At 59.6% G+C, this 21396-nt stretch carries 18 protein-coding genes, 1 tRNA gene and 2 pseudogenes; 7 read left to right on the forward strand and 14 right to left on the reverse strand.

Features of this window, described 5'->3' with window-relative positions; genetic code table 11:
• Positions 1-4 precede the first annotated feature (4 nt).
• Positions 5-715 carry a GntR family transcriptional regulator gene (locus L0Z65_RS07045; RefSeq protein ID WP_405111932.1) on the forward strand — a complete coding sequence of 237 codons (711 nt, stop codon included), beginning with the start codon at positions 5-7 and terminating at the stop codon, positions 713-715.
• A gap of 8 nt (positions 716-723) precedes the next feature.
• On the forward strand, positions 724-1830 hold the full coding sequence (locus L0Z65_RS07050; protein ID WP_405111934.1) for a Gfo/Idh/MocA family protein: 1107 nt from the start codon (positions 724-726) through the stop codon (positions 1828-1830).
• 22 nt (positions 1831-1852) lie between these two features.
• On the opposite strand, the gene L0Z65_RS07055 is transcribed toward L0Z65_RS07050, so the two are convergent.
• Positions 1853-3172 carry an ATP-binding protein gene (locus L0Z65_RS07055; protein ID WP_040168743.1) on the reverse strand — a complete coding sequence of 440 codons (1320 nt, stop codon included), beginning with the start codon at positions 3170-3172 and terminating at the stop codon, positions 1853-1855.
• Positions 3173-3256: 84 nt separating this feature from the next.
• On the opposite strand from L0Z65_RS07055, the gene L0Z65_RS07060 reads away from it, so the two are divergent.
• Both L0Z65_RS07060 and L0Z65_RS07065 read left to right on the forward strand, forming a co-directional pair.
• Positions 3257-4171, forward strand: coding sequence for an MBL fold metallo-hydrolase (locus L0Z65_RS07060; protein WP_405111937.1), 915 nt, complete (start codon positions 3257-3259; stop codon positions 4169-4171).
• Positions 4172-4257: 86 nt separating this feature from the next.
• Positions 4258-4332: transfer RNA gene (locus L0Z65_RS07065), tRNA-Asn, on the forward strand.
• A gap of 173 nt (positions 4333-4505) precedes the next feature.
• Here L0Z65_RS07065 and L0Z65_RS07070 read toward each other — a convergent pair.
• The 8 genes and pseudogenes from L0Z65_RS07070 to L0Z65_RS07105 all read right to left on the reverse strand — a co-directional run bounded on the left by L0Z65_RS07070 (position 4506) and on the right by L0Z65_RS07105 (position 12498).
• Entirely contained in the window at positions 4506-5720 is a 1215-nt protein-coding gene (locus L0Z65_RS07070; protein WP_405111940.1) for an MFS transporter, read from the reverse strand.
• A gap of 166 nt (positions 5721-5886) precedes the next feature.
• Positions 5887-7320: a sensor histidine kinase gene (locus tag L0Z65_RS07075; RefSeq protein WP_405111943.1), complete on the reverse strand. Its 1434-nt coding sequence runs from the start codon at positions 7318-7320 to the stop codon at positions 5887-5889.
• A gap of 25 nt (positions 7321-7345) precedes the next feature.
• Positions 7346-8023 (reverse strand): response regulator transcription factor, encoded by a 678-nt coding sequence (locus L0Z65_RS07080; protein ID WP_040168736.1) that lies wholly within the window; start codon positions 8021-8023, stop codon positions 7346-7348.
• Between the two features lie 152 nt (positions 8024-8175).
• Positions 8176-8544: a glycine zipper domain-containing protein gene (locus L0Z65_RS07085; RefSeq protein WP_040178259.1), complete on the reverse strand. Its 369-nt coding sequence runs from the start codon at positions 8542-8544 to the stop codon at positions 8176-8178.
• A 186-nt stretch (positions 8545-8730) separates the two neighbouring features.
• Positions 8731-9207 carry a PepSY domain-containing protein gene (locus L0Z65_RS07090; RefSeq protein ID WP_405111946.1) on the reverse strand — a complete coding sequence of 159 codons (477 nt, stop codon included), beginning with the start codon at positions 9205-9207 and terminating at the stop codon, positions 8731-8733.
• A 123-nt stretch (positions 9208-9330) separates the two neighbouring features.
• Positions 9331-10732: pseudogene (locus L0Z65_RS07095) on the reverse strand (TRAP transporter large permease).
• An 11-nt stretch (positions 10733-10743) separates the two neighbouring features.
• The gene (locus tag L0Z65_RS07100) at positions 10744-11394 is read right to left on the reverse strand and encodes a TRAP transporter small permease subunit (protein WP_405111949.1); all 651 of its coding nucleotides are present in this window, start codon (positions 11392-11394) and stop codon (positions 10744-10746) included.
• Positions 11395-11481: 87 nt separating this feature from the next.
• On the reverse strand, positions 11482-12498 hold the full coding sequence (locus L0Z65_RS07105; RefSeq protein WP_024097520.1) for a C4-dicarboxylate TRAP transporter substrate-binding protein: 1017 nt from the start codon (positions 12496-12498) through the stop codon (positions 11482-11484).
• 601 nt (positions 12499-13099) lie between these two features.
• On the opposite strand from L0Z65_RS07105, the gene acs reads away from it, so the two are divergent.
• From acs to L0Z65_RS07120, 3 genes and pseudogenes are all read left to right on the forward strand, one after another.
• Positions 13100-15061 carry an acetate--CoA ligase gene (gene acs / locus L0Z65_RS07110; protein ID WP_102897112.1) on the forward strand — a complete coding sequence of 654 codons (1962 nt, stop codon included), beginning with the start codon at positions 13100-13102 and terminating at the stop codon, positions 15059-15061.
• 8 nt (positions 15062-15069) lie between these two features.
• A pseudogene (locus tag L0Z65_RS07115) lies at positions 15070-15757 on the forward strand (adenylate kinase).
• Positions 15758-15958: 201 nt separating this feature from the next.
• Positions 15959-16459: a flavin reductase family protein gene (locus L0Z65_RS07120; protein WP_102897113.1), complete on the forward strand. Its 501-nt coding sequence runs from the start codon at positions 15959-15961 to the stop codon at positions 16457-16459.
• A 33-nt stretch (positions 16460-16492) separates the two neighbouring features.
• Here L0Z65_RS07120 and L0Z65_RS07125 read toward each other — a convergent pair whose 3' ends face one another.
• The 5 genes from L0Z65_RS07125 to L0Z65_RS07145 all read right to left on the reverse strand — a co-directional run bounded on the left by L0Z65_RS07125 (position 16493) and on the right by L0Z65_RS07145 (position 21355).
• Positions 16493-17752, reverse strand: coding sequence for a 4Fe-4S dicluster domain-containing protein (locus tag L0Z65_RS07125; RefSeq protein WP_405111953.1), 1260 nt, complete (start codon positions 17750-17752; stop codon positions 16493-16495).
• A 292-nt stretch (positions 17753-18044) separates the two neighbouring features.
• Complete coding sequence (locus tag L0Z65_RS07130; RefSeq protein WP_096873117.1) at positions 18045-18263, reverse strand: DUF6500 family protein; 219 nt, start codon at positions 18261-18263, stop codon at positions 18045-18047.
• A 136-nt stretch (positions 18264-18399) separates the two neighbouring features.
• Positions 18400-19386, reverse strand: coding sequence for an ABC transporter substrate-binding protein (locus tag L0Z65_RS07135; RefSeq protein WP_405111957.1), 987 nt, complete (start codon positions 19384-19386; stop codon positions 18400-18402).
• Between the two features lie 120 nt (positions 19387-19506).
• Complete coding sequence (locus tag L0Z65_RS07140) at positions 19507-20352, reverse strand: ABC transporter permease (RefSeq protein ID WP_405111960.1); 846 nt, start codon at positions 20350-20352, stop codon at positions 19507-19509.
• A gap of 85 nt (positions 20353-20437) precedes the next feature.
• Positions 20438-21355 carry an ABC transporter permease gene (locus tag L0Z65_RS07145; RefSeq protein ID WP_405111963.1) on the reverse strand — a complete coding sequence of 306 codons (918 nt, stop codon included), beginning with the start codon at positions 21353-21355 and terminating at the stop codon, positions 20438-20440.
• Positions 21356-21396 lie beyond the last annotated feature (41 nt).

The raw sequence follows: 21396 nt of genomic DNA on the forward strand, positions 1-21396 counted from the left end.
CCCTATGTCCAGCTCCCGCACCTCCGGCACCGCCCTGCCACTTTATCTGCAGATCAGCGAGGCGCTGACGCGCGAAATCGCGGCCGGGCGGCTGGCGGATGGCGAACGCCTGGCACCGGAACGCCAACTGGCACAGACCTATGGAACCACCGTAAGAACGCTGCGCAAAGCGCTGTCAGAACTGGAAAAACAGGGTATGCTGGAGCGCATCCAGGGCTCAGGCAACTATATCCGCACAACGCAAACCCTGCCGAGCGTCTATTCAATGTTTCGGCTGGAACTGCCCGGTGGCGGCGGCCTGCCGACAGCAGATATCCTGTCGGTTACAGCATGCGAAAAACCTGCAGATCTGCCAGAGTTCGGGTCCAGCCCAAGGGGCACACGCATCCGCAGACTGCGCTATCTGGACACCACGATCATCGCCGTAGAGGAGATCTGGCTGGATGCCTCAGCGGGTCATGTGGATCCCGCGCAACTGTCTGATTCCCTTTACCGCTACTACCGCCTGCAGCTGGGATTCTGGATCAGTCGCGCCGAGGATCGCGTCTCGCTTGGGACCGTCCCTGACTGGGCGCCAGCGCAATTCACCAAGCCCCCCGGCACCACGGTTGGCTTTATCGAACGGCTGAGTTGGGCGCAGGAGCTGGCCCCGGTTGAGTATTCACGCACCTGGTTTGACACGGAAAGGGCGCTCTACGTACAGCGCCTCACTTAGGAGGAAACATGTCCGGACCCACCACCTACGGGATCATCGGCTGCGGCATGATGGGCCAGGAACATCTGCGCAATATCGCGTTGCTGGACAACACGGCAGTTGGCGCGATCTATGACCCAAACGCCGCCATGCGTGAGATTTCGGCTGAACTGGCGCCAGAGGCCGTGTTCATGGACAGCCTTGAGGCATTGCTCAGCCACCCCGACCTTGATTGTCTGCTGATTGCCAGCCCCAACTTCTGCCATCTTGAACAGCTGGAAGCGCTGGCCGAACAACGCCCACTGCCGGTGCTGGTGGAAAAACCGCTGTTCACCAGTCTCGCCGATCTTGGGCGGCTGGATGCCTTTGCCACGCGCTATGATGCACCGGTCTGGGTGGCAATGGAATATCGCTACATGCCGCCAGTTGCCGCCTTCCTGCGTGATGTCGAAGCAGCCACCGGCGGAGTAAAAATGCTAAGCATCCGCGAGCATCGGTTTCCGTTTCTGGAGAAGATTGATGACTGGAATCGGTTCGACGCCAAATCCGGCGGCACCTTTGTTGAGAAATGCTGCCATTTCTTCGATCTGATGCGGCTCACGCTTGGCTCGGAACCGGTGCGGGTGATGGCGAGTGGTGGGCAGAATGTGAACCATCTGGACGAGCGCTATCGCGATGGCACTCCCGACATCCTCGACAATGGTTATGTGATCGTGGACTTCAACTGTGGCGCGCGCGCCATGCTGGAACTCTGCATGTTTGCCGAAGGGGCGGAGTATCAGGAGGAGGTCGCAGCCATTGGCCCAAGCGGCAAGATCGAAGCCTTCGTACCCGGTCCGGGCCGGTTCTGGCCCGCCCATCTGGGCACCCCTCCGCTACCGAAGCTGGTGACCTCACCACGCGCGCCAAAAGGCCCCGTAACACGGGAGGTTCCGGTTGATCCCGATCTGCTGGAGGCGGGTGATCACAATGGGTCCACCTTTTATCAGCACCAGAAGTTTCTGGAGTTGGTGCGCGGTGCCCGCGCGGCACCTGAGGTCAACCTTCATGACGGGCGAATGGCGGTGCTGATGGGAATGGCGGCACAGATCTCCATCGCTGAGCGACGCAGCGTAGAGATATCAGAGCTGATCTGAGCGCGCACCGATGACAGAGGGTTTACAGGCCGATCACGATGTCGGCTTGCAGCCCTCCCAAGGCAGCACTTTGCTCCAACCGCAGCGTGCCGCCATGGGCGCGTGCGATATCGGTTACAATAGCAAGGCCGAGACCGACGCCACTGCCCAAATCCTGATTGCGCGCCGGGTCCAGCCGGGTGAAGGGGCGCGTCGCCTCGGTCCGGTCGGCCTCAGCAATGCCGGGGCCATCATCCTCGACCCGGATACGCAGAAATTTCTCGGTCATGGCGACGGATACCCGCGCCCGCGTGCCGTAGCGCACTGCATTCGAGATCAGGTTTTGGACCGCGCGCCGTATCGCAGATCCGCGCAGCATCACCTTACCCTTGCCGCTCATCTCACCCAGCATCACATCCTTACCCTGACGGCGCCAGCCATCCACCAGCAGCGTGATCATCACCTGTGGGTCGACCTCCTCCGGCTCACTGGTTGAAACCCCGCGCGAAAAGTCCAGAAACGCGTCCAACAGCGCCTGCATCTCATCCACATCCTGCCGCAGCGGCTCGGCCTCCTCATCGTCCAGCATCGACAGGCCCAGCTTCATCCTTGTGAGCGGTGTTCGTAAGTCGTGGCTCACCCCCGAGAGCATCAGGGTCCGCTGCTCCATCTGCCGTTCGATCCGTGCACGCATGTCCAGAAATGCGCTGCCAGCCGCCCGCACCTCATTCGCGCCGCGCGGCGAGTATGGCTCCGTCCGCCCCCGTCCAAAGGCCTGCGCCGCATCGGCGAGCTGTTTGATCGGACGGAGCTGATTGCGCATGTAGACAAAGGCGATGATCGTCATCAGAAAGCCAAAGGCAATCACTGTCACGATCAGCTGGTGCGGTGCCGCCGCGGTCACCCGGCGGCGATCAAACACCAACGCCATCGGACCGTGATCACTCGCAAGAACCAACTGGACCCGACGGGTGTTGGGGAACTGGGCCGAAATGAATTGCGGCGCTGTGGCCTGCAACGTATTGCGTACCACCCGCCCGGAAAATTCCAGCAGCCCCATCTGATCCAATGGCACCGGCTCCTCCGGTTCCAGAAACCGGATCTGCATCTGCAAGGGCTGCAACAAAGGCTCTGCCAGCAACAACGCCTCCTGCTGACTGGCAGCCGGTGCCATGGTCTGCTCCAGCAGTCGCAATTCCCGCAGCATGGTCAACGTCATCTGGACCGTCAGATCCTCAAGATCGCGTTTGATAAAGACAACCGAGACCACCAATTGCAGCGTCACGATCGGCACCAGCAGAATAAGTGCCGCCCGCCCGTAGAGGCTGCGCGGCATATAGTGTTTGAGCCATTGAAAGAACATGCGTTACACCTACCTCGCGACCCCGCCGCTGAAAAGCAAAACGCGCATCCTCAGCGCCCCGTTTGTCACCAAGGATCAGACCCGATGCAGGCACCCGATGATTTCAATCCCCCCGCCGGGATCGCCGAAGCGCTAGAACCCGGGTTGCGCCGGATCCTGGCCCCAAACCCGTCGCCGATGACCTACCGGGGCACCAACACCTATTTAATCGGCGCCACCGATGTTGCGGTGATTGATCCCGGCCCAGCGAGTGAGGCACATCTGCAGGCAATCCTGACCGCCCTGGAACCAGGTCAGCGTATCAGTCATATCCTGGTCAGTCATAGCCATCTGGACCACTCCCCTCTTGCCCGCCCGCTGGCAGAGGCAACCGGCGCGCCCGTTTATGCCTTCGGGGACGCCATCGCGGGGCGCAGCGCCGTGATGACATCGCTTGCCGACGCAGGTCTGGCCGGTGGTGGCGAGGGCATCGATATCGAGTTCGCGCCGGACATCGCTCTGCAGGATGGGGAGACCGTAATCGGCCCCGACTGGCAGCTGGAGGTGATCCACACCCCCGGCCATCTCGGCAACCATATTGCGTTCGCGTGGCGGGATGCCTGTTTCACTGCCGATCACGTGATGGGCTGGGCCAGCTCTCTGGTCTCGCCTCCGGATGGTGACCTGACCGATTTCATGGCCTCCTGCCAGCGGCTGGCCGCGCGCGACTGGCGAGTGTTTTACCCCGGCCATGGGGCCCCGGTGACAGACCCGGCTGCCCGGCTTGCATGGTTGATCGACCACCGCACGGGGCGAGAGGCCGCAATCCTTGCCGAACTCACTGCCGGTCCCGCAACCGTCACCGAGCTGACAGCGCGGATATACACCGAAACTCCGCCCTCCCTGCTTGTTGCCGCAGAGCGCAATGTCTTCGCACACCTTGTTGATCTTGTGGGAAAATCCCTGGTTGCAACGGATGGCCCGCTGTCATTCGGTGCGCGTTTCAGACCTCTGCGCTGATCTAGCCGAAACCAGGTAATTTTTTTCAAAAACCGCAAAACGGCTCTGGACGCCACCAGATCGCACCGCTATACGGCACAGACCGTTCCGGCGTAGCTCAGCGGTAGAGCAGTTGACTGTTAATCAATTGGTCGTAGGTTCGATCCCTACCGCCGGAGCCAAAGAATTCAAGGGGTTAGAGAGGGTACTCTCTAACCCCTTTTTCTTGTGACATAACCTGAGACTTTTTTGACGCAAACATCAGCGCGCCCATGCATATTGCAGGCCACAATCTTTGGCCCGCTGATTGCATCACCATGTGCCAAAAAACACCTCAGCCAAAGACTGGGGATGCTCAGTTTGACGACCGGTTATCGTGATCCCTAAGACGCAAGACCAGCGGTGCCAATGCCAGAACCAGCACTGCCGCGACCAAGAATGGCGCGCCGGGGAGGTTCCATTCGGCTTCACCGACAAATCGTTCGAACACCCCTGTCAGCACCAGCGGCGCCACAACGGCTGCGACGGATGACAGCGATGCAATCACCCCCTGCACCACGCCCTGCTGGTCTTCCCCAACCCGATTGGCGGCAAAGGCGGTGATCAGCGGTGGCGCCATATCAGACAGGGCCGCAATCGGCAGAAAGACCACCACAACCCAGATTGCACTGGCGAAACCAAAGCCGACCATAGCGATCACCGCCGCCACCATCGCGATGATCAGGGTTTTGAAATCTCCCAGACGTTTGGTCATCTGCGGCAGGATTCCAGCCTGCACCACAGCGATCAGGACCCCATAGGCAGACAGCGTCACCCCAATGGTAAACCCATCCCAGCCAAACACCTCACGACCCCAGAAGGACCAGAGCGTTGGGTAGACCAGATTGGCAAATTCAAACACGAAGATACAGATCAATGGGATCGCCAACCCCGGAATGACAAAGGCGCGGAGCAGAGTACCGAAGGGGTTGAGATCGCGTTTGCCAAACGGGCGACGGTTTTCAGGTTTCAGAGATTCCGGCAGGATAACAATCCCAAACACCACGTTGACAGCGGAGAGACCGGCCGCAATCCAGAACGGCGCGCTGATATGCAGGCCCGATGCCAGCCCGCCAAGCGCTGGTCCCAGCACAAAACCAATGCCAAACGCCGCCCCGATCATGCCAAACGCCGCGCTGCGTTCTGTTGGCTTGGCAATGTCGGAAATATAGGCAGTTGCCGTGATATAGGTCGCGCCCGCCATCCCCGCGATGACGCGCCCGACCAGCAGCATCCAGTAGGTCTGCGCCAGCGCCATGATCACATAGTCAATAGTGAGCGTCACAAGTGCGAGGATCAGGACCGGCCTGCGCCCATAGGAATCCGACAGGCTGCCCACAATCGGGCCAAACAGAAACATCGCGGCGGCGTAGGCAGACATCATGATGCCACTCCACAAGGCGCCTTCTGCGGTGCTTTGCGCGCCGACGCGCAGCATCAGGTCTGGCATGATCGGAAACACGATGCCAACGCCGATGGCATCGATCATCAAAGTGGCCAGAATAAACAGGAAGGGACCGGTTAGCTTCATGTGGGCAGACTTTATCAATCAGAATTGGTGCGGGCAGCGCCCCTTGGCGCGTTGGTAGCAATGCAGAGCCAGCACCGATAACGCTATTTGCGCTGCCCGGATCGTTTTTTCCGCAATGATACAAAAACACCCCTGCCGAGACGCAAGGAGCGGACATTCTGCCCCTTCAGGGCTGAGGAAACCGCACCTCGATACGTAATCCGCGTGTACCCTGGCCGGACGTCAGCTCCAGTTCGGCCTCGTGGAGTTCAGCGATGGCTTTCACCATTGCCAACCCCAGCCCTGCCCCGGCGGTGTTGCGGCTGCGGTCAAGTCGGTAAAGCGGATCCAGCACGCGCCCCCGCTCAGCCTCCGGGATGCCGGGACCATCATCCGTCACCACAAGCCGACTGCCGGAGAGGTCAATGGCAATCCTGGCCCCCTCACCTGCGTGGCGAATGGCGTTTTCGATCAGATTGGCCAGCAACTGCATGATAAGGCTGCGGTCGGCATGGATGGTGGCGGCGTTGGTGATCCGACAGGACAGGCTTTGTCCCGCGTCCTGTGCCACCGCCTCATAAATCTCATGCACCTGCTCAACCACCACGCCCAGATCTACTGCGGCAAATCCATCGCGTCGCCCCTGGCTTTGCATGCGGGCAATCCGCTGGATCGCGCCAAAGATGGCGATGATGTCATCCATCTGCGCAATTGCGGCCTCCCGGTGCGCAGTCTGATCCTCGGCCTCATCGGCCTGATCCAGATGCAGCCGCAGACGCGTCAGTGGTGTGCGCAGATCATGGGCAATATTGGCCGAGAAATCAGACATCTGCCGAATGGAAGCTTGCAGGCGTTCCGTCGCGCCATCAATACGCGCGGCCAGCTCGTCAATATCGTCACGGATCACCTTTGGTGCCAGCCGTAGGTCCAACTCGCCATCCGCAATACGGTCAAACCCGGCTCCGATCCGGTTCAGCCGACGCTGCGCCCGGATGCCAAAGATTAGCCCGATGATCAGCGCAGGTAGCGACAGGATGACCACAAAAACCAAGATAACGCTGGTCAGATCGGACCCAAAGGCGCTGACGCCCGGTGCATAGACCACAAGATGTCCGTCCAGAACCGCGCCACTGTAAATCCGCCAGCCAAGATCCGCCTCACTCTCAAAGGCCACATCAAAGGCAAGCTGCCCCGCAGCGGTCTCCTCGGCCGCAGGTCCGCTGTCGGAGGGCTCTTCCTCATCATCATCTTCGTCGATCAGATCAAAGATCCGGTCAAGCGTCTCAAGCGCCTTAGGCTGAAACAGGGCTTCGGCCTCAAGAATATCAAATCCCTGGCTGTCAAAGGCGCCGTGCAGGACCGGTCCCAGAACTTTGCCGTCAGCCCGCAGCACCGCATAGCCGACGCCACTGTCCGAGAAGACTTCGGCGGTCACGATTTCCTCAGGAAACCGTCCCTCGCGCGTCAGTCGGTCACTGATGCGCTGATATTCCTCGCGCAGAGCCTCCTCGGTCTCGGCGCGGAATTCTTCGGTGATGACGTCATCCAGAAGCAGCCCACCGAGGGTCAGCAGAACCAGGAAGGCCAGCGACAAGGCAATCGCCTGCCGCAGCGCACTCATCCGGAAGAGGCGCTTAAAGAAGGATCTAATCAATGAACATATACCCCGACCCGCGCACGGTTTTGATGAACTCCAGCCCGAACGGTTTTTCAATCTTGTTACGCAGGCGGCTCATATGGGTTTCGACAACACTGGTGGACGGATCGAAATTGATATCCCAGACCCGCTCCAGCAGCATCGCCCGGGTCTGGATCCGCCCCTTGGAGCGCATCAGAACCTCTAGCAGGCGAAACTCCTTGGGGTTCAGCAACACGGTTGTCCCGTTGCAGGCGCAGGTCTGACTGAGCAGATCCAGATCAAGCCCGCGATGTGAAAGCCGGGTTGCTGTCTCCGCGGCCTCGCCCCGACCGCGACGACAAAGGGCGGTGATCCGGGCCAGAAGCTCGGTCATGGCAAAGGGCTTGCTGAGATAGTCATCCGCACCCGCCTCCAACCCCTCGACCCGGTCCTCAACAGCTCCAAGGGCGGTGAGCAGGATCAAAGGTGTGGTAATGCGCGCCGAACGCAATGTCTTCAGCGCCGACAACCCGTCCAGATCCGGCGTCATCCGATCGAAGACCAACACATCATAGTCCCGCGTTGTGGCCGCCAGCAGCGCCTCACGGCCGTTTTCAATCCAATCAACGACATGGCCTGCAGCCGTGAGGCCCTTGACCGTCCAGGTCCCGATTTCGGGATCATCTTCCAGCAAGAGTATTCGCATCACGCCACCGCCAGTTTCGGGAGAGCGACCAAGGGGCCGCCGAAACGACCTCTTGGTGCTGAAGTCGGGTCATGCCCGATGTTGACTGATCGCATCCGACCATATGCCCCCCGGCGCCGCAAGCCATACCGGAGCAGCGCCGGGTCTTGGCGTCATGCCAGAACGCGATGTCCACGTCCCTGCATGCAGCGGATCAGAATGGTGCGCCGCTGTTCATCCCGCTCGCTCTGCCCCTCAAGGGCGCCAACGCCACCGCCAAGGACCGCGCCAACCAGCGCATCATCTGCGCGGTCGCCATCCTTGCTGTCCACGGCACCGATGATACCGCCAATCACCGCACCTGTGACGGCACCGGATTGCAACGTCTTCTCCGTATGCCCTTCCGCCAAGGCCCGGCATGCCCCCAGATCTGCCTCATATCCAACCTGTTTGGGGCCGTCTGTCAGGAGCGGCTCATCAAAGCTGTTGCTACACGCAGCAACAGTCACAAGCACTGCACATCCTGCAAAAATCATTTTCATTGTCGTCTTTCTCCGTCGTCGGATTGCCGCACCTCTGAATGCCTCGGGTGTTGGGCAAATCACTCTGACCGCATCCATCGCGGTCTGAAATTTCATGTCTTACTGAGCCGCTGCTGCTGTCCGGTCGCACCGTCTATCGGGCGCCAAATCCTGCATCCCGGACAGCAGCTATTTCAGAGCGCTGGCTTAGCCCTTGTCATCCGGCGCAGCGCAGTGTTCGTCGTCGTCATCGTCATCGTCGTCGTGACGGTCACCGCTGAACAATTCACCATCCATCAAGGCTGCGAATTCCATCACGTCTTCGATGTCTTCTTCGATCAATTGCTGCATCAATTCCGGGGTCGCCGCAGTCTGGCGCGCGGTGCTGAGTACCGCCCCATCATCGGCGCTGATGATGACTTCCGTCAGGCTGGTGGGCGCGGCGATGGTGGCCTCATAGACCGGCTTGCTGTTGAACTCTTCCATGCTGAGTTCAACCAAGCGCCCGTTCGCCTGTTCCTTGGCGATGGACATGGCCTGCTCAACACCGATGGGGGCGTTCAGCATCTGCTCATAGGTCAGATCCGGTTCAAAAATCGTCTCGGCGCGCACGGTCTGTGCTGCAAAGCCAAAGGCGATCAGCGTTGCGGTCATGACGATGCCGGTGGTGGTCTTGGTAACCATGGGATGTCCTCTCTTGGTGGGGCCGGGGCGATCACTGCGCCCCGGCTGATGAGAGGAACTTGGCGGTTCAGACTTACATGGTCTCTTCCGCTGCCTTACAAATTTGTAAGCTGGGAAAAATTGTCAGGCGAGGCTGGGCAGCCACAACACAATCGACGGGAAGGCCACCAGCAGCGCGATGGTGATCCCATCCGCAATGAAAAACGGTGTCACGCCTTTGAACACATCCTGCACCGTCAGATCATCACGCACACCCGCCACAACAAAACAGTTGAGGCCGATGGGCGGTGTGATCAGACAGAATTCGGCCATTTTGACCACCAGAATACCAAACCAGATCGCGCACATCGGGCCAGACATGCCAAAGGTGCTCTCCGCCGCTGAAACATATTCCCCGCCATTGAGCGCCATCACAGCCGGGTAGACCACCGGCAGAGTGAGCAGCAGCATACCGATCGCATCCATAAACATGCCCAGAACGGCATAGGCCAGAAGGATGCAGATCAGGATCAGCATTGGCGAGAGCGTCAGAGAGGTGATCCAGTCGGAGAACGCCGCTCAGCAGTTCAGCAAAGCCCAGAAAGCGCACGTAGATCAGCACACCCCAAATAATGGTGAAGATCATCACCGACAGTTTCGCCGTCTCCAACAACGCGTCTTTCAGCTCTGCCCACCGCATGCCGCGATAAAGCGCCATCAGAAACACCACAAAGGCCCCGATTGCGCCTCCTTCGGTTGGCGTGCCCCAGGCATCACCACCAAAGGGATTGTAGACAAACAGGATAATGGTCGCGACGACGAAGAGGATCGGCAACGCAGGCGGCAACGAGACAAGCCGCTCCCGCCAGGTGAAACCGGTGACCGCAGGGCCGAACCCCTTGATGGTCATCGCCATCCCGATGATCAGCAAACCGTAAACCACCGCCGAGAAGGCACCGGGGATAAAGCCTGCAAGCAGCAGTTTGCCCACGTCCTGCTCAACAATGATCGCATAGATCACCAGAATGGCCGAGGGTGGAATAAGCGAGGCCAACGTGCCCCCTGCCGCAACCACACCCGCCGCAAAGCGTTTGTCATAGCCGATTTTCAGCATCTCCGGGATGGCGATACGCGCAAACACGGCGGAGGTTGCAACCGACGCGCCGGAGACAGCGGCAAAGCCTGCGGTGGCAAAAACGGTAGACACTGCCAGCCCACCCGGCACCCATGCCAGCCAGCGTTTTGCAGCTTCAAACAGCGCCTTGGTGAGGCCCGCATAATAGGCAAGATAGCCGATCAGGATAAAGGTCGGGATAAGGCTGAGCGCCTGACTGGAGACCTTGGAATGCGGAACCTGTCCGGCGGTCTTCACGGCGATGGTCAGCGCCTTGGTGAAACGCTCGGGATCATAGCCAAACTTGGCCCAGAAAATCCACACAAGGCCAACCAGCCCGGCAAGACCCGCCGCAAAGGCGACCCGCATCCCCAATAGCACCGTCGCCAGAAGAAAGCCGCTGACCCAGAGGCCGATTTCGATAGGTTCCATTGCCTGCCCCCTTAGTCGCGGTCGCTGGCGGAGGTTGACACTCCGCCCAGATGTTCAGCTTCGGCCGCGGCCTGTTCTGCGGCGCTTTGCACCAGTGGCACTGCGGCGGGGCGTGCCAGACCCAGGATCAGCGCCCGACCGTAGCCCCAAACCTGCAGCAGCAGACGCAGGCACAGCACTGCAAACGCCACCGGCGCCAGCAATTTGGCAGGCCAGATCGGCAGGCCGATATCGATTGAACTGTCGCGGCTCCACAGGGGGGCCGCAAAATCAAAGGAGCGCAGAAAATGTGACCAGCTGCCCCAAAGCAGCGCCAGCATGAGCGCAAGGATCAACAGGACAGAAATCAGTTCAAACAGCCAAAGCGCCCGTCCACGCAGCGAAGAGATCACCAGATCCATTCGGATATGGCTGCCATCCCGCTGCACAAAGGAAATCCCCATGAAAGCAATCAGTGGCATCACCTGCTCGATCCAGTCGACATATCCCGGCAAGGGCGCGTTGAACGCGTTGCGCCCGCCAACCGACACCACTGCCAGCACCATCAGTGAAAACACCGCAAGGCCACTGATCAACGCCATCAGGCGTTCCAGCCGCAAGAGTTGCCTGTCCCACCTGCTGATCAGGCTGCCATCTTCCAGCACCGCCGCACTGCCTGCCATGCCCTGCCCCCGTAATCTCTACTTCGCATTCACGCAAGAAAGGGCTTGGCGCAGAACTGCCCGGCCCCCTTTGCAACTATATAAAGATCAGCTGCCTGACCGCTGATCGCTCAGGGTTTTCTGCACCAGATCATAAAGCTCCTGTGCAGGCAGGCCTTGCGCGCTCATGTCTGCAATCCACTGTTCGCGGATCGGGTCGGCGGCCACTTTGCGGAACTCTGCCAGCTGGTCTTCGGAAATGGTAACCTTTTCGACGCCCTTTTCGGCCAGTACACTGTCCCATTTCTCAAGCAAGGCACCGTAGTTGGCGAGGTAATGTGCAATCGCTTCGTCCACGGAGCTGTCGAGCGCCTCGCGCTCAGCATCGCTCAGCGCCTCATAGGCATCGGTGTTCACAACAACCGGGCAGTTCACAGTGCCGGGGTTGAGGTTCTCAGTCCACCAATCGGCCTTGTTGATAGTGCCAAAGCTCAGATGCGCATGCTGGGCAAAGGCAACGGTGTCAACCACGCCGGATTCCATCGCATTATACGCCTCGGTCGCGGTTACGGAGGTCGGCACGGCCCCAACGGCAGAGAACGCCTTACCGATGCCACCGGTGGCCCGCACACGCATATCCTTGAATTCGCCCAGCTCATCACGGGCTTCGCCGGTGCCGACGATATTGTACTGCGGCATCGGCGAGGTCATCAACAGCTTCGCGTTCCAGCGCGCCAGATCTTTCTGCACGGCAGGATGTGCATAAACCGCGTGGCTGACGGCCACTTCTTCCTCAAGGTTTGCAACACCCAGAAATGGCAATTCCAGCACTGTGATCGTCGGGTTTTTATCCCGGTGATACCCGGCGCAGAACTGCGCCATCTCGAAGGCGCCGATGGAGATCCCGTCGAGATTCTCTTTGTTCTTTGACAGGCCACCATAGCTGATGTTCATGGTGAATTCGCCGCCGGTCTTCTCAGAGACCAGCTCAGCCAGTTTTTCAACATGTTCGGTAAAGGCGCGCCGCTTGCCCCAAACGGAGACATTCCATTCGGTGGCGGCCGCACTGCCTGCAATGGACAGGCCCGCAATCGCCGCAGTTGCGGCGGTCAGATAAGTGTTCATGAGTTCCTCCCAGTTTGTACTCTTGCCCCGTTGCCCCGTGCCAACCTCTCAATCGCCTGAGCCCTGGCCTGACCACAATCGTCAGATTGAGGCCCGTCATAGGTGCAAAGTGACGAGCATCTGGCACCACGCTAGCGCCAAGCCACGGCGCTGCCAACCCCACACGACAGCCGTGCGGCATGGGCACAAAACCTGCTCACTTCATGATGTGTATGGATCCTTCTTGACCGCCATCAACGCTCAAACAACGGCCCGACGCCCGGCCGCCTGTCACAGTTTGCCGCAGGCGATGGGGCCAGTCACCGCAGGCTGATAGCGCCAGCACTGCGCTGTGCCCAGAATAGCAGCTCCGAAACCCAAGCCAATATTTTACAGCTAACATTATGATAAATAGTAGATTACTGCCGCACAAACCCACGTGATTTACAGTTACGCCACCTATGGGGAAATAGCTTTACAGGTAAACCCTTATTCCACGGACACTTATTTCCTTATTTTCAAGCTTGGGTATTATCGCTGCGGAGGACGGAAAAGGTTTGACACATCCCGCCGTGCGCTGTGGTGTGCCATTCCGAGAACAGACTGGAGGGAGGGACACAAGATGACCCAGGAGAGCGACAGCAAAGCCTATGCGCCGTCGGAGGAGACGGTAGCACGCGCCCATGTCAACGCCGCACAATATGACGAGATGTACACCGCTTCTATGCAGGATCCAGAAGGGTTCTGGCGTCAGCAGGCGGAGCGGATCGACTGGATCAAACCCTTCACCCAGGTGAAGGATGTGGACTTCACGCTCGGCAATGTCTCAATCAACTGGTACGCGGATGGCGCGCTGAATGTCGCCGCCAACTGCATCGACCGCCACCTTGACACCCGCGGCGATCAGACCGCGATCATCTGGGAGCCCGACAGCCCGGATGAGGCTGCGCAGCACATCTCTTACAAGCAGCTCCACACCCGCGTCTGCCGTATGGCCAATGTGTTGGAAACCATGGGCGTGCGCAAAGGGGACCGCGTGGTGATCTATCTGCCGATGATCCCCGAAGCCGCCTATGCCATGCTGGCCTGCGCCCGGATTGGCGCAATTCACTCCATTGTCTTTGCGGGTTTCTCCCCCGATGCGCTCGCCGCGCGGATCAATGGCTGCGATGCCAAGGTCCTCATCACCGCGGATGAGGCCCCCCGTGGTGGCCGCAAGACCCCGCTGAAATCCAACGCCGACGCCGCGCTCCTGCACACCAAGGACACTGTGAAATGTCTGGTGGTCAAACGCACCGGCGGCCAGACGACCTGGGTGGATGGGCGCGACTACGACTACAACGAGATGGCGTTGGAGGCGAATGACTACTCCAAACCGGCCGAGATGAACGCAGAAGATCCGCTGTTCATCCTCTACACCTCCGGCTCTACCGGCCAGCCCAAGGGCGTTGTCCATACCACCGGCGGCTACCTGACCTATGCGGCGATGACGCATGAGATCACCTTTGATTATCATGACGGCGATATCTACTGGTGCACCGCGGATGTGGGCTGGGTGACCGGCCACAGCTACATCGTCTATGGGCCGCTGGCCAATGGTGCCACCACGCTGATGTTCGAGGGCGTGCCAACCTACCCCGATGCCAGCCGGTTCTGGCAGGTCTGCGACAAGCATAAGGTGACACAGTTCTACACCGCCCCCACTGCGTTGCGCGCCCTGATGGGCCAGGGCAATGAATGGGTCGAGAAATGCGACCTGTCGTCTCTGCGCACCCTTGGCACCGTGGGCGAGCCGATCAACCCCGAGGCCTGGACCTGGTACAATGATGTCGTCGGCAAGGGCAAATGCCCGATCGTCGACACCTGGTGGCAGACTGAAACCGGTGGGCATCTGATGACCCCCCTGCCCGGTGCCCATGCGACAAAACCCGGTGCCGCGATGAAGCCTTTCTTTGGTGTGGCCCCTGTTGTACTTGATCCCCAATCGGGCGAAGAGATCGCGGGCAACGGTGTTGAGGGCGTTCTCTGCATCAAGGACAGCTGGCCGGGCCAGATGCGCACCGTCTGGGGCGACCATGAGCGGTTCGAGAAGACCTATTTCTCCGACTACAAAGGCTACTACTTCACCGGTGATGGTTGCCGCCGTGACGAGGATGGCGACTATTGGATCACCGGCCGCGTCGATGACGTGATCAATGTCTCCGGCCACCGCATGGGCACGGCTGAGGTCGAAAGCGCGCTGGTGGCACATGCCGCCGTGGCGGAGGCCGCTGTCGTCGGCTACCCGCATGAGATCAAGGGCCAGGGCATCTATTGCTATGTCACCCTGATGAACGACCGCGAACCGTCGGATGAGCTGCTGAAGGAGCTGCGCACCTGGGTCCGGACCGAGATCGGCCCGATTGCCTCTCCTGATGTGATTCAATGGGCGCCGGGCCTGCCGAAAACCCGTTCCGGCAAGATCATGCGCCGCATTCTGCGCAAGATTGCGGAGAATGATTTTGGCAGCCTTGGCGACACCTCAACCCTCGCCGATCCGTCGGTGGTGGATGATCTGATCGCAAACCGAGCCGATAAAGGATGATTGCCGATATGGACACCGCAGTTCTTACCCGCCCCGCTGTCTTGATCCTGCTCGGCCCTCCTGGTGCCGAAGCAAAGGGACGCAAGCGCGCAAACTGGAACAAGGGTTCGGCCTTGTACAACTGTCGACCGGCGATCTGTTGCGGGCGGCTGTTGCTGCTCGGCACCCCTGCCGGTCTTGCTGCAAAGGCTGTGATGGAGGCCGGGGAGCTGGTCAGCGACGAGATCGTGATCAACATTCTGCGCGACCGGCTGGCCGAGCCTGACTGCGCCAAGGGCGTGATCCTCGACGGGTTCCCCCGGACCACGGTGCAGGCCGAGGCGCTGGACCGGCTGCTGGCGGAATCGGGTCAGCGGATCAATGCCGCTGTCAGCCTTGAGGTGGATGACGCCGCGATGGTGGCCCGCGTGGCCGGGCGCTACACCTGTGGCGGCTGTGGCGAGGGCTATCATGACCAGTTCAAACAACCACGCTTGGCTGGCACCTGCGATGCGTGTGGCAGCACAGATATGACGCGTCGCGCCGATGACAACGCCGAGACCGTCACCAGCTCGACTGGCCGCCTATCATGCGCAGACAGCCCCGCTGATCAGCTACTATGACAGCAAGGGCGTGTTGAACCGAATCGATGCCATGGGCGAGATCAACCAGATTGCCACCGCGCTGAATGCGGTGGTCAAATCGGCAACCGCCTAAGCGACATCCTGAAATACGAGAGCCGGTCAGGCGCCAGCACAGCGCCCGGCCACCAACCTATTGAACAGGCCCACATAAAAATGTGGGCCTGTTTTCAATCCGCTCTGGCTTTTGTTGATGCGCGTGCCACATTGGAAGCGGGTAGACATGGGATCCCTCCCATGGCACCCAGCACAGACCTGAAGTGAAAGCGCGCGCGATATGTCCGAAACCAGCTTTATTCCCGGCCCAGACAGCCTGCGGGCCTATCGCGATGCTCTGGGATGCTTCGGCACCGGAGTCACTGTTGTGACCACCCGCACAGACCGGGGTCCATTGGCGATCACAGCCAACAGTTTCACATCTGTCTCCATGGATCCGCCGCTGTTGCTATGGTGCCCCGCACGGCAGTCCAAGCGTCACGACCCCTTTGTCGCAGCCTCCCATTTTGCCATTCACGTGATGGCAGAGGATCAGCTGGATATGGCGATGCATTTTGCCCGCAACGGTGAGGATTTTTCCTGCGTGCCGGAGCAGCAGAACGACAATGGTGTGCCCGTGCTGCCCAACGTCATTGCCCGTTTCGATTGCCGCAAGCACGCCTGCCATGATGGCGGCGATCACAGCATCCTGGTAGGGGCTGTTCTGCGCACCACCAGCCGCCCCGGCAAGGGTCTGATTTTTAAGCGAGGTCAATATGGCGGGTTTCTGGAACAGGGCTAGCCGCGAGACCTGCGACAGCGGTCCGATCGCGCGCTAGGATAACTTATCCGCCCGATCAGCCCCAAAGAATGCCAGGATGCGCGCCAGATCCGGCCACTGCGCGCGCCGCAGGTCTGAAAGCTGTTGCAGCGTTGGCCGTGTCGCAGGCGCCCGGTCCGCCACATCCGCCGCCGCCTCTCCTGCCCAACTGCCGGTGCCGCCATTGGGCCAATCATCTGGCCCCTGTTGGTCTTCATCATCCCGATCATTCCGGTCATCCCGGGGAGGGTGGTTTTCCGACGCAGGCGCAAGTGGGGGCCCGCCCGTCGTCTGCAGGCCCTGTCCCCGCACCGAACTGGCGGCAACAGAATCTGCAGCATTGGGACCGGACACCCCATCCGACCAGAAAAAATCCTGATGTGTCAGCGATACCGGCATCCGGTGCCGCGACAGCTCCAGCCGTGGCACCAGTCGGATCGCGTTTTGGCGACAAACCGACACACACAAACCACATTGCATGCAGTCAGCCTCGACGAAGTCCAGCCCGCCGCCGTTCTCCGCCCCGATCAGCGCATTGGTCGGACACACCCAGGTGCAGGCCTGGCAAAGGGTGCAATCACCGGTCAGCTCAATCCCACCGTAGGGCGCATCCTGCGGTAAGGCGATCACATCCATCTCTGCAGACAGGGTCACGCTTGCAAATAACTGCAAGGCCTCGCGCCGACGGGTCGGCTTGGCCTTGCTCTCATTGTCGATACAGCGGTGTTCCAGCACCGGAAGCTGTGAAATACCTTCGGTCAGCAATTGTTCCAGATGGTCCGAGGAATGAAACAGGACGACGCGGTCTTCCAGTCCAAGGCAGGCCGCCAGCTCCATCTCACGCAGCTGAGCAAGACGTGCGTTCTCCTCGACCGCGGCTTCCAGCAGAACCCAGTCGAAACCGTCCGAGATCGCGTGCAACAGATCGGCATGACCTGCACGCTCCAGCCCCAGGGTCGATGCCGCCGTGACGTCCATACCAGTCAGGAACACCCGATCTTTCAGCCATGCCACGCCAACGTCGCGCCCGGCATCATACATCACCAACACCTGATCGGCCCCCCGCATGGGTCCGGTGTTGTCGCAGTGATGTCCACGGCGCCGCGCCGCAGCCTCACAGAGGTCGGCCAACGGCCAACGGACCTGGCTCTCCGGATTATACCGCCGGTAGGAGGATCCGGGATGCGACACCCGGACCGCTGTCTTACGCTCAGATCTATCCCGCACATCGGGCTGAGAGCGCAGACACAGTTGGACATTTTCCCAGACAGTCATGGTCTCTCCCTTCGGATTGAGAACCAAACCACAGCTAAAACGCTCCATCGTTTGATAATAGGAGGCTAACACGGAATTCCCAGCTGTAACGGGTAATCGAAAATAAGACTCAACTTTTAACTGTCATTTATTCTTAAATATCCGCCATGCTGGACGCGTAAAATCGAGTTTTCTTCAACGGAGAGGGAGTGTTTTACCCGGTCTCAGCACCCCGCACAGGCCGGATCTTTCGCGAGCTGAAACACGGTCAGGAGCCGAGGTCCGTAATAGGAAACAGGGAATAGCCGTCCTATCAAAGGCCGTCCTTCACCATGCCCCTAATCTTTACGGCCTTTTCAAAATGATCCAACTGATGGCGTTTGATCCACCATTCCGCCGCCTCCATCAGCTGCACCGGATCGTCATTCCGGTTGGCAAAAAACGCATAAAAGGACAGCCCCACATTTTCACCTTTTTTTGCAATTTTCTCGTCGCAAACCGTGACGATTTTCTGCCGCAAACTGTCTCTCATCGTCTTGATCCTATAAATTTTCGACGGTTTCGACGCCATCAATACGCAATAAAATCAGCCCGTTAAACACATATCTCACGACAAATAAAAATCCCGCCCGCAGAGGCGGACGGGACAAATTCCACATGCGCGAAACTTAGTTCAGCGCAGCGTCGGTAATAACATGCGTCCAGGCGCCCTCAGGCTCTTTGGTGATCACCGGGCTTGAACCGCCATCAAGCAGCGTCTTCACCGTGCGCTGGTAGTCTGCCTCGCTCAGCGCGCCATTGCTGCCGACTGTGAGCTTGGCCACCTCAGACATCATCCGCTTCTGGTGCTCCTCGGTCTGGGCGCCGGAGGCATCATTGTCCAAGACAATCTCTGCCGCGTCATCCGGATTTTCCTCGGCCCATTTCCAGCCTTTCATCGAGGCGCGTACGAAACGCTGCATCTTATCGACAAAGGCCGGATCGTTCAGGTTTTCTTCCAGCACATAAAGACCATCTTCAAGCGTTGCCACGCCCTGATCCTCATATTTGAAGGTAATCAACTCATCCGGGGCCACGCCCGCATCAATCACCTGCCAATATTCATTATAGGTCATGGTCGAAATACAATCCGCCTGCCGCTGCAACAGTGGGTCGACATTGAAGCCCTGCTTCAGAACCTCGACACCTTTCTCGCCTTTGCCTTCGGTCGAAATCCCCAACTGGCTCATCCAGCTCATGAAAGGGAATTCATTGCCGAAGAACCAGACGCCAAGGGTGCGATTGGCCAGATCTTCAGGCGCTGCAATGCCGGTGTCTTTCCAACAGGTCAGCATCATGCCGGAGCTTTTGTACGGCTGGGCGATATTGACCAGCGGCAGCCCCTTTTCACGCGCTGCAAGGGCGGCAGGCATCCACTCAACCGTGACATCGGCACCACCGTCAGCAATCACCTGCGTCGGCGCAATATCCGGGCCACCAGGCAGAATGGTGACATCCAGGTCCTCGGCCTCATAGAACCCCTGATCCAACGCGACATAGTAGCCTGCAAACTGGGCCTGGGTGACCCATTTCAGCTGCAGCTTCACCTCATCGGCGGCCTGCGCCACCGATGCAGCCCCCAGCGCCATGGCGGCGGCGGTCAGCAGTGTTTTCATCTGTCTTCTCCCTGTTGTCATATCTGGTTATAGTCCTGAATTCTGCGCGAGTTACCCCGCTGTCTCCAAAGGTTTTCTTCCAGTTAGCGCCAACTTCCAAACCGCAGGTCGTAAAGCTGCCTATCCCCGTTGCGACGGGTGCCAGAAGGTGAGCGTTTTCTCAATCAGCGCCATCATGCCATAAAATGCTGACCCGGCCAGTGCCGCCACAAGGATCTCGGCCCAGACCATATCCAGCGCCAGTTGCCCCACCGAGGTCGAGATCCGAAATCCCATGCCCACGGTTGGCGAGCCAAAGAACTCCGCCACAATGGCCCCAACCAGCGCCAGTGTCGTGGAGATCTTCAGCCCGTTAAAGATAAACGGCAGCGCAGCCGGCAGGCGCAGTTTGAAAAAACTCTGCCAATAACTGGCTGCATAGGTCTGCATCAGATCGCGTTGCATCGCTGAGGTTTCGCGCAGCCCCGCCACCGTATTCACAAGGACCGGGAAGAACACCATCACCACAACCACCGCCGCTTTGGACTGCCAGTCGAACCCAAACCACATCACAAGAATAGGAGCCGTGCCGACAATGGGCAGCGCCGCGACAAAATTCCCCACTGGCAACAGTCCGCGCCGCAGGAAATCGCTGCGGTCCACCGCAATCGCCATCAGCAACGCAGCGCCGCAGCCGATGATATAGCCAGACAGCGCGCCCTTCAGGATCGTCTGCTGAAAATCCTGCCAAAGAACCGGCAGGCTTGTGGCAAAGCGCGCGGCAATCACGCTGGGGGCTGGCAGGATCACCAAAGAGACCTCAAGCCCGCGCACCAACAGTTCCCAGACAATCAGCAGCGTCACACCGAAGATGGCCGGAACCAACAGTTTCACCGCAGACGTATTCGACGCCGGGCTATTGGCCAACCGACCGTTCAGCCACCACCCCGCACACCACACAAGCAGCGCCATAGATACCATCACCATCGGCCACGCCCCCCGTTTTTCTGGCCCGAAATATCCCGGGTGAGCCACAAAGCGGCGAGGGCAGCGCCCTCAATCCCACCAGCGTTCATGCCTGTACCCCCATACGTTTCAGAGCCAGCCGCTCAATCACGCCCAGCAGGGCAACCAATGCGGCGGCCAGAATCGCAGCGGCAAACAGCGCTGACCAGATCTGCACGGTCTGCCCATAGTAGCTGCCCGCCAGAAGCCGCGCGCCAAGCCCCGCGACGGCACCGGTTGGCAACTCCCCAACGATGGCCCCAACAAGCGAAGCTGCGATACCAATTTTCAAAGAGGCAAACAGATAGGGCATCGAGGTCAGCAGGCGCAGCTTCCAGAACCCCTGCCCCAGGCTCGCATTATAGGTCTTCAGCAAATCCAGCTGCATCTGATCGGGGCTGCGCAGCCCCTTGACCATACCAACAACAACCGGAAAGAAACTGAGATAGGCCGAAATCACCGCCTTCGGCAGGATCCCCTGCACGCCGATAGAGTACAAAACCACGATGATCATCGGGGCCAGAGCGATAATCGGAATGGTCTGGCTGACAATCGCCCAGGGCATCACCGACATATCCATCACGCGGCTATGCACGATGCCGACCGCCAAGAGGATCCCCAGACCGGTGCCGATGACAAACCCCAGCAATGTCGCCGAAAGCGTCACCTGCCCATGGTAGATCAGGCTCCGCTTGGAGGTGAGCTTCTTCTCCACCGTGGTCTCCCAAAGCTCCACTGCCACCTGATGCGGCGCAGGCAGTCGCGGCCGGTCCTGCGACCAGACGTCCCCGATGGCAAAGGAATTGGCCGCAACCAGCCCAATCGGGCCCATGTCGCGACGCTCGCGGGCGGTGGCTGGAACCACCTCTGCACCCGCTCGCTCGGCAGCATCCAGAACCCCTTTGATGTTCATGGGAACGCAGGCCGCGTACCAGATCACGGCAATTGCCGCGAGGACGCTTAAGACAGCAAGCGCGGTTTTCATGATCCTGCCCCTTTCCACACGATCACATGCGACGCCAATTT

The sequence above is a fragment of the Phaeobacter sp. BS52 genome (genome assembly GCF_045040595.1).
In the GTDB taxonomy this organism is placed as follows: Bacteria; Pseudomonadota; Alphaproteobacteria; order Rhodobacterales; family Rhodobacteraceae; genus Phaeobacter; species Phaeobacter piscinae.

Excerpts from the sequence above, each read along its gene's own strand:
- L0Z65_RS07045 (WP_405111932.1), top strand. The coding sequence starts at position 5 with ATGTCCAGCTCCCGCACCTCCGGCACCGCCCTGCCACTTTATCTGCAG.
- L0Z65_RS07050 (WP_405111934.1), top strand. The coding sequence starts at position 724 with ATGTCCGGACCCACCACCTACGGGATCATCGGCTGCGGCATGATGGGC.
- L0Z65_RS07055 (WP_040168743.1), bottom strand. The coding sequence starts at position 3,172 with ATGTTCTTTCAATGGCTCAAACACTATATGCCGCGCAGCCTCTACGGG.
- L0Z65_RS07060 (WP_405111937.1), top strand. The coding sequence starts at position 3,257 with ATGCAGGCACCCGATGATTTCAATCCCCCCGCCGGGATCGCCGAAGCG.
- L0Z65_RS07070 (WP_405111940.1), bottom strand. The coding sequence starts at position 5,720 with ATGAAGCTAACCGGTCCCTTCCTGTTTATTCTGGCCACTTTGATGATC.
- L0Z65_RS07075 (WP_405111943.1), bottom strand. The coding sequence starts at position 7,320 with ATGAGTGCGCTGCGGCAGGCGATTGCCTTGTCGCTGGCCTTCCTGGTT.
- L0Z65_RS07080 (WP_040168736.1), bottom strand. The coding sequence starts at position 8,023 with ATGCGAATACTCTTGCTGGAAGATGATCCCGAAATCGGGACCTGGACG.
- L0Z65_RS07085 (WP_040178259.1), bottom strand. The coding sequence starts at position 8,544 with ATGAAAATGATTTTTGCAGGATGTGCAGTGCTTGTGACTGTTGCTGCG.
- L0Z65_RS07090 (WP_405111946.1), bottom strand. The coding sequence starts at position 9,207 with ATGGTTACCAAGACCACCACCGGCATCGTCATGACCGCAACGCTGATC.
- L0Z65_RS07100 (WP_405111949.1), bottom strand. The coding sequence starts at position 11,394 with ATGGCAGGCAGTGCGGCGGTGCTGGAAGATGGCAGCCTGATCAGCAGG.
- L0Z65_RS07105 (WP_024097520.1), bottom strand. The coding sequence starts at position 12,498 with ATGAACACTTATCTGACCGCCGCAACTGCGGCGATTGCGGGCCTGTCC.
- acs (WP_102897112.1), top strand. The coding sequence starts at position 13,100 with ATGACCCAGGAGAGCGACAGCAAAGCCTATGCGCCGTCGGAGGAGACG.
- L0Z65_RS07120 (WP_102897113.1), top strand. The coding sequence starts at position 15,959 with ATGTCCGAAACCAGCTTTATTCCCGGCCCAGACAGCCTGCGGGCCTAT.
- L0Z65_RS07125 (WP_405111953.1), bottom strand. The coding sequence starts at position 17,752 with ATGACTGTCTGGGAAAATGTCCAACTGTGTCTGCGCTCTCAGCCCGAT.
- L0Z65_RS07130 (WP_096873117.1), bottom strand. The coding sequence starts at position 18,263 with ATGAGAGACAGTTTGCGGCAGAAAATCGTCACGGTTTGCGACGAGAAA.
- L0Z65_RS07135 (WP_405111957.1), bottom strand. The coding sequence starts at position 19,386 with ATGAAAACACTGCTGACCGCCGCCGCCATGGCGCTGGGGGCTGCATCG.
- L0Z65_RS07140 (WP_405111960.1), bottom strand. The coding sequence starts at position 20,352 with ATGGTGATGGTATCTATGGCGCTGCTTGTGTGGTGTGCGGGGTGGTGG.
- L0Z65_RS07145 (WP_405111963.1), bottom strand. The coding sequence starts at position 21,355 with ATGAAAACCGCGCTTGCTGTCTTAAGCGTCCTCGCGGCAATTGCCGTG.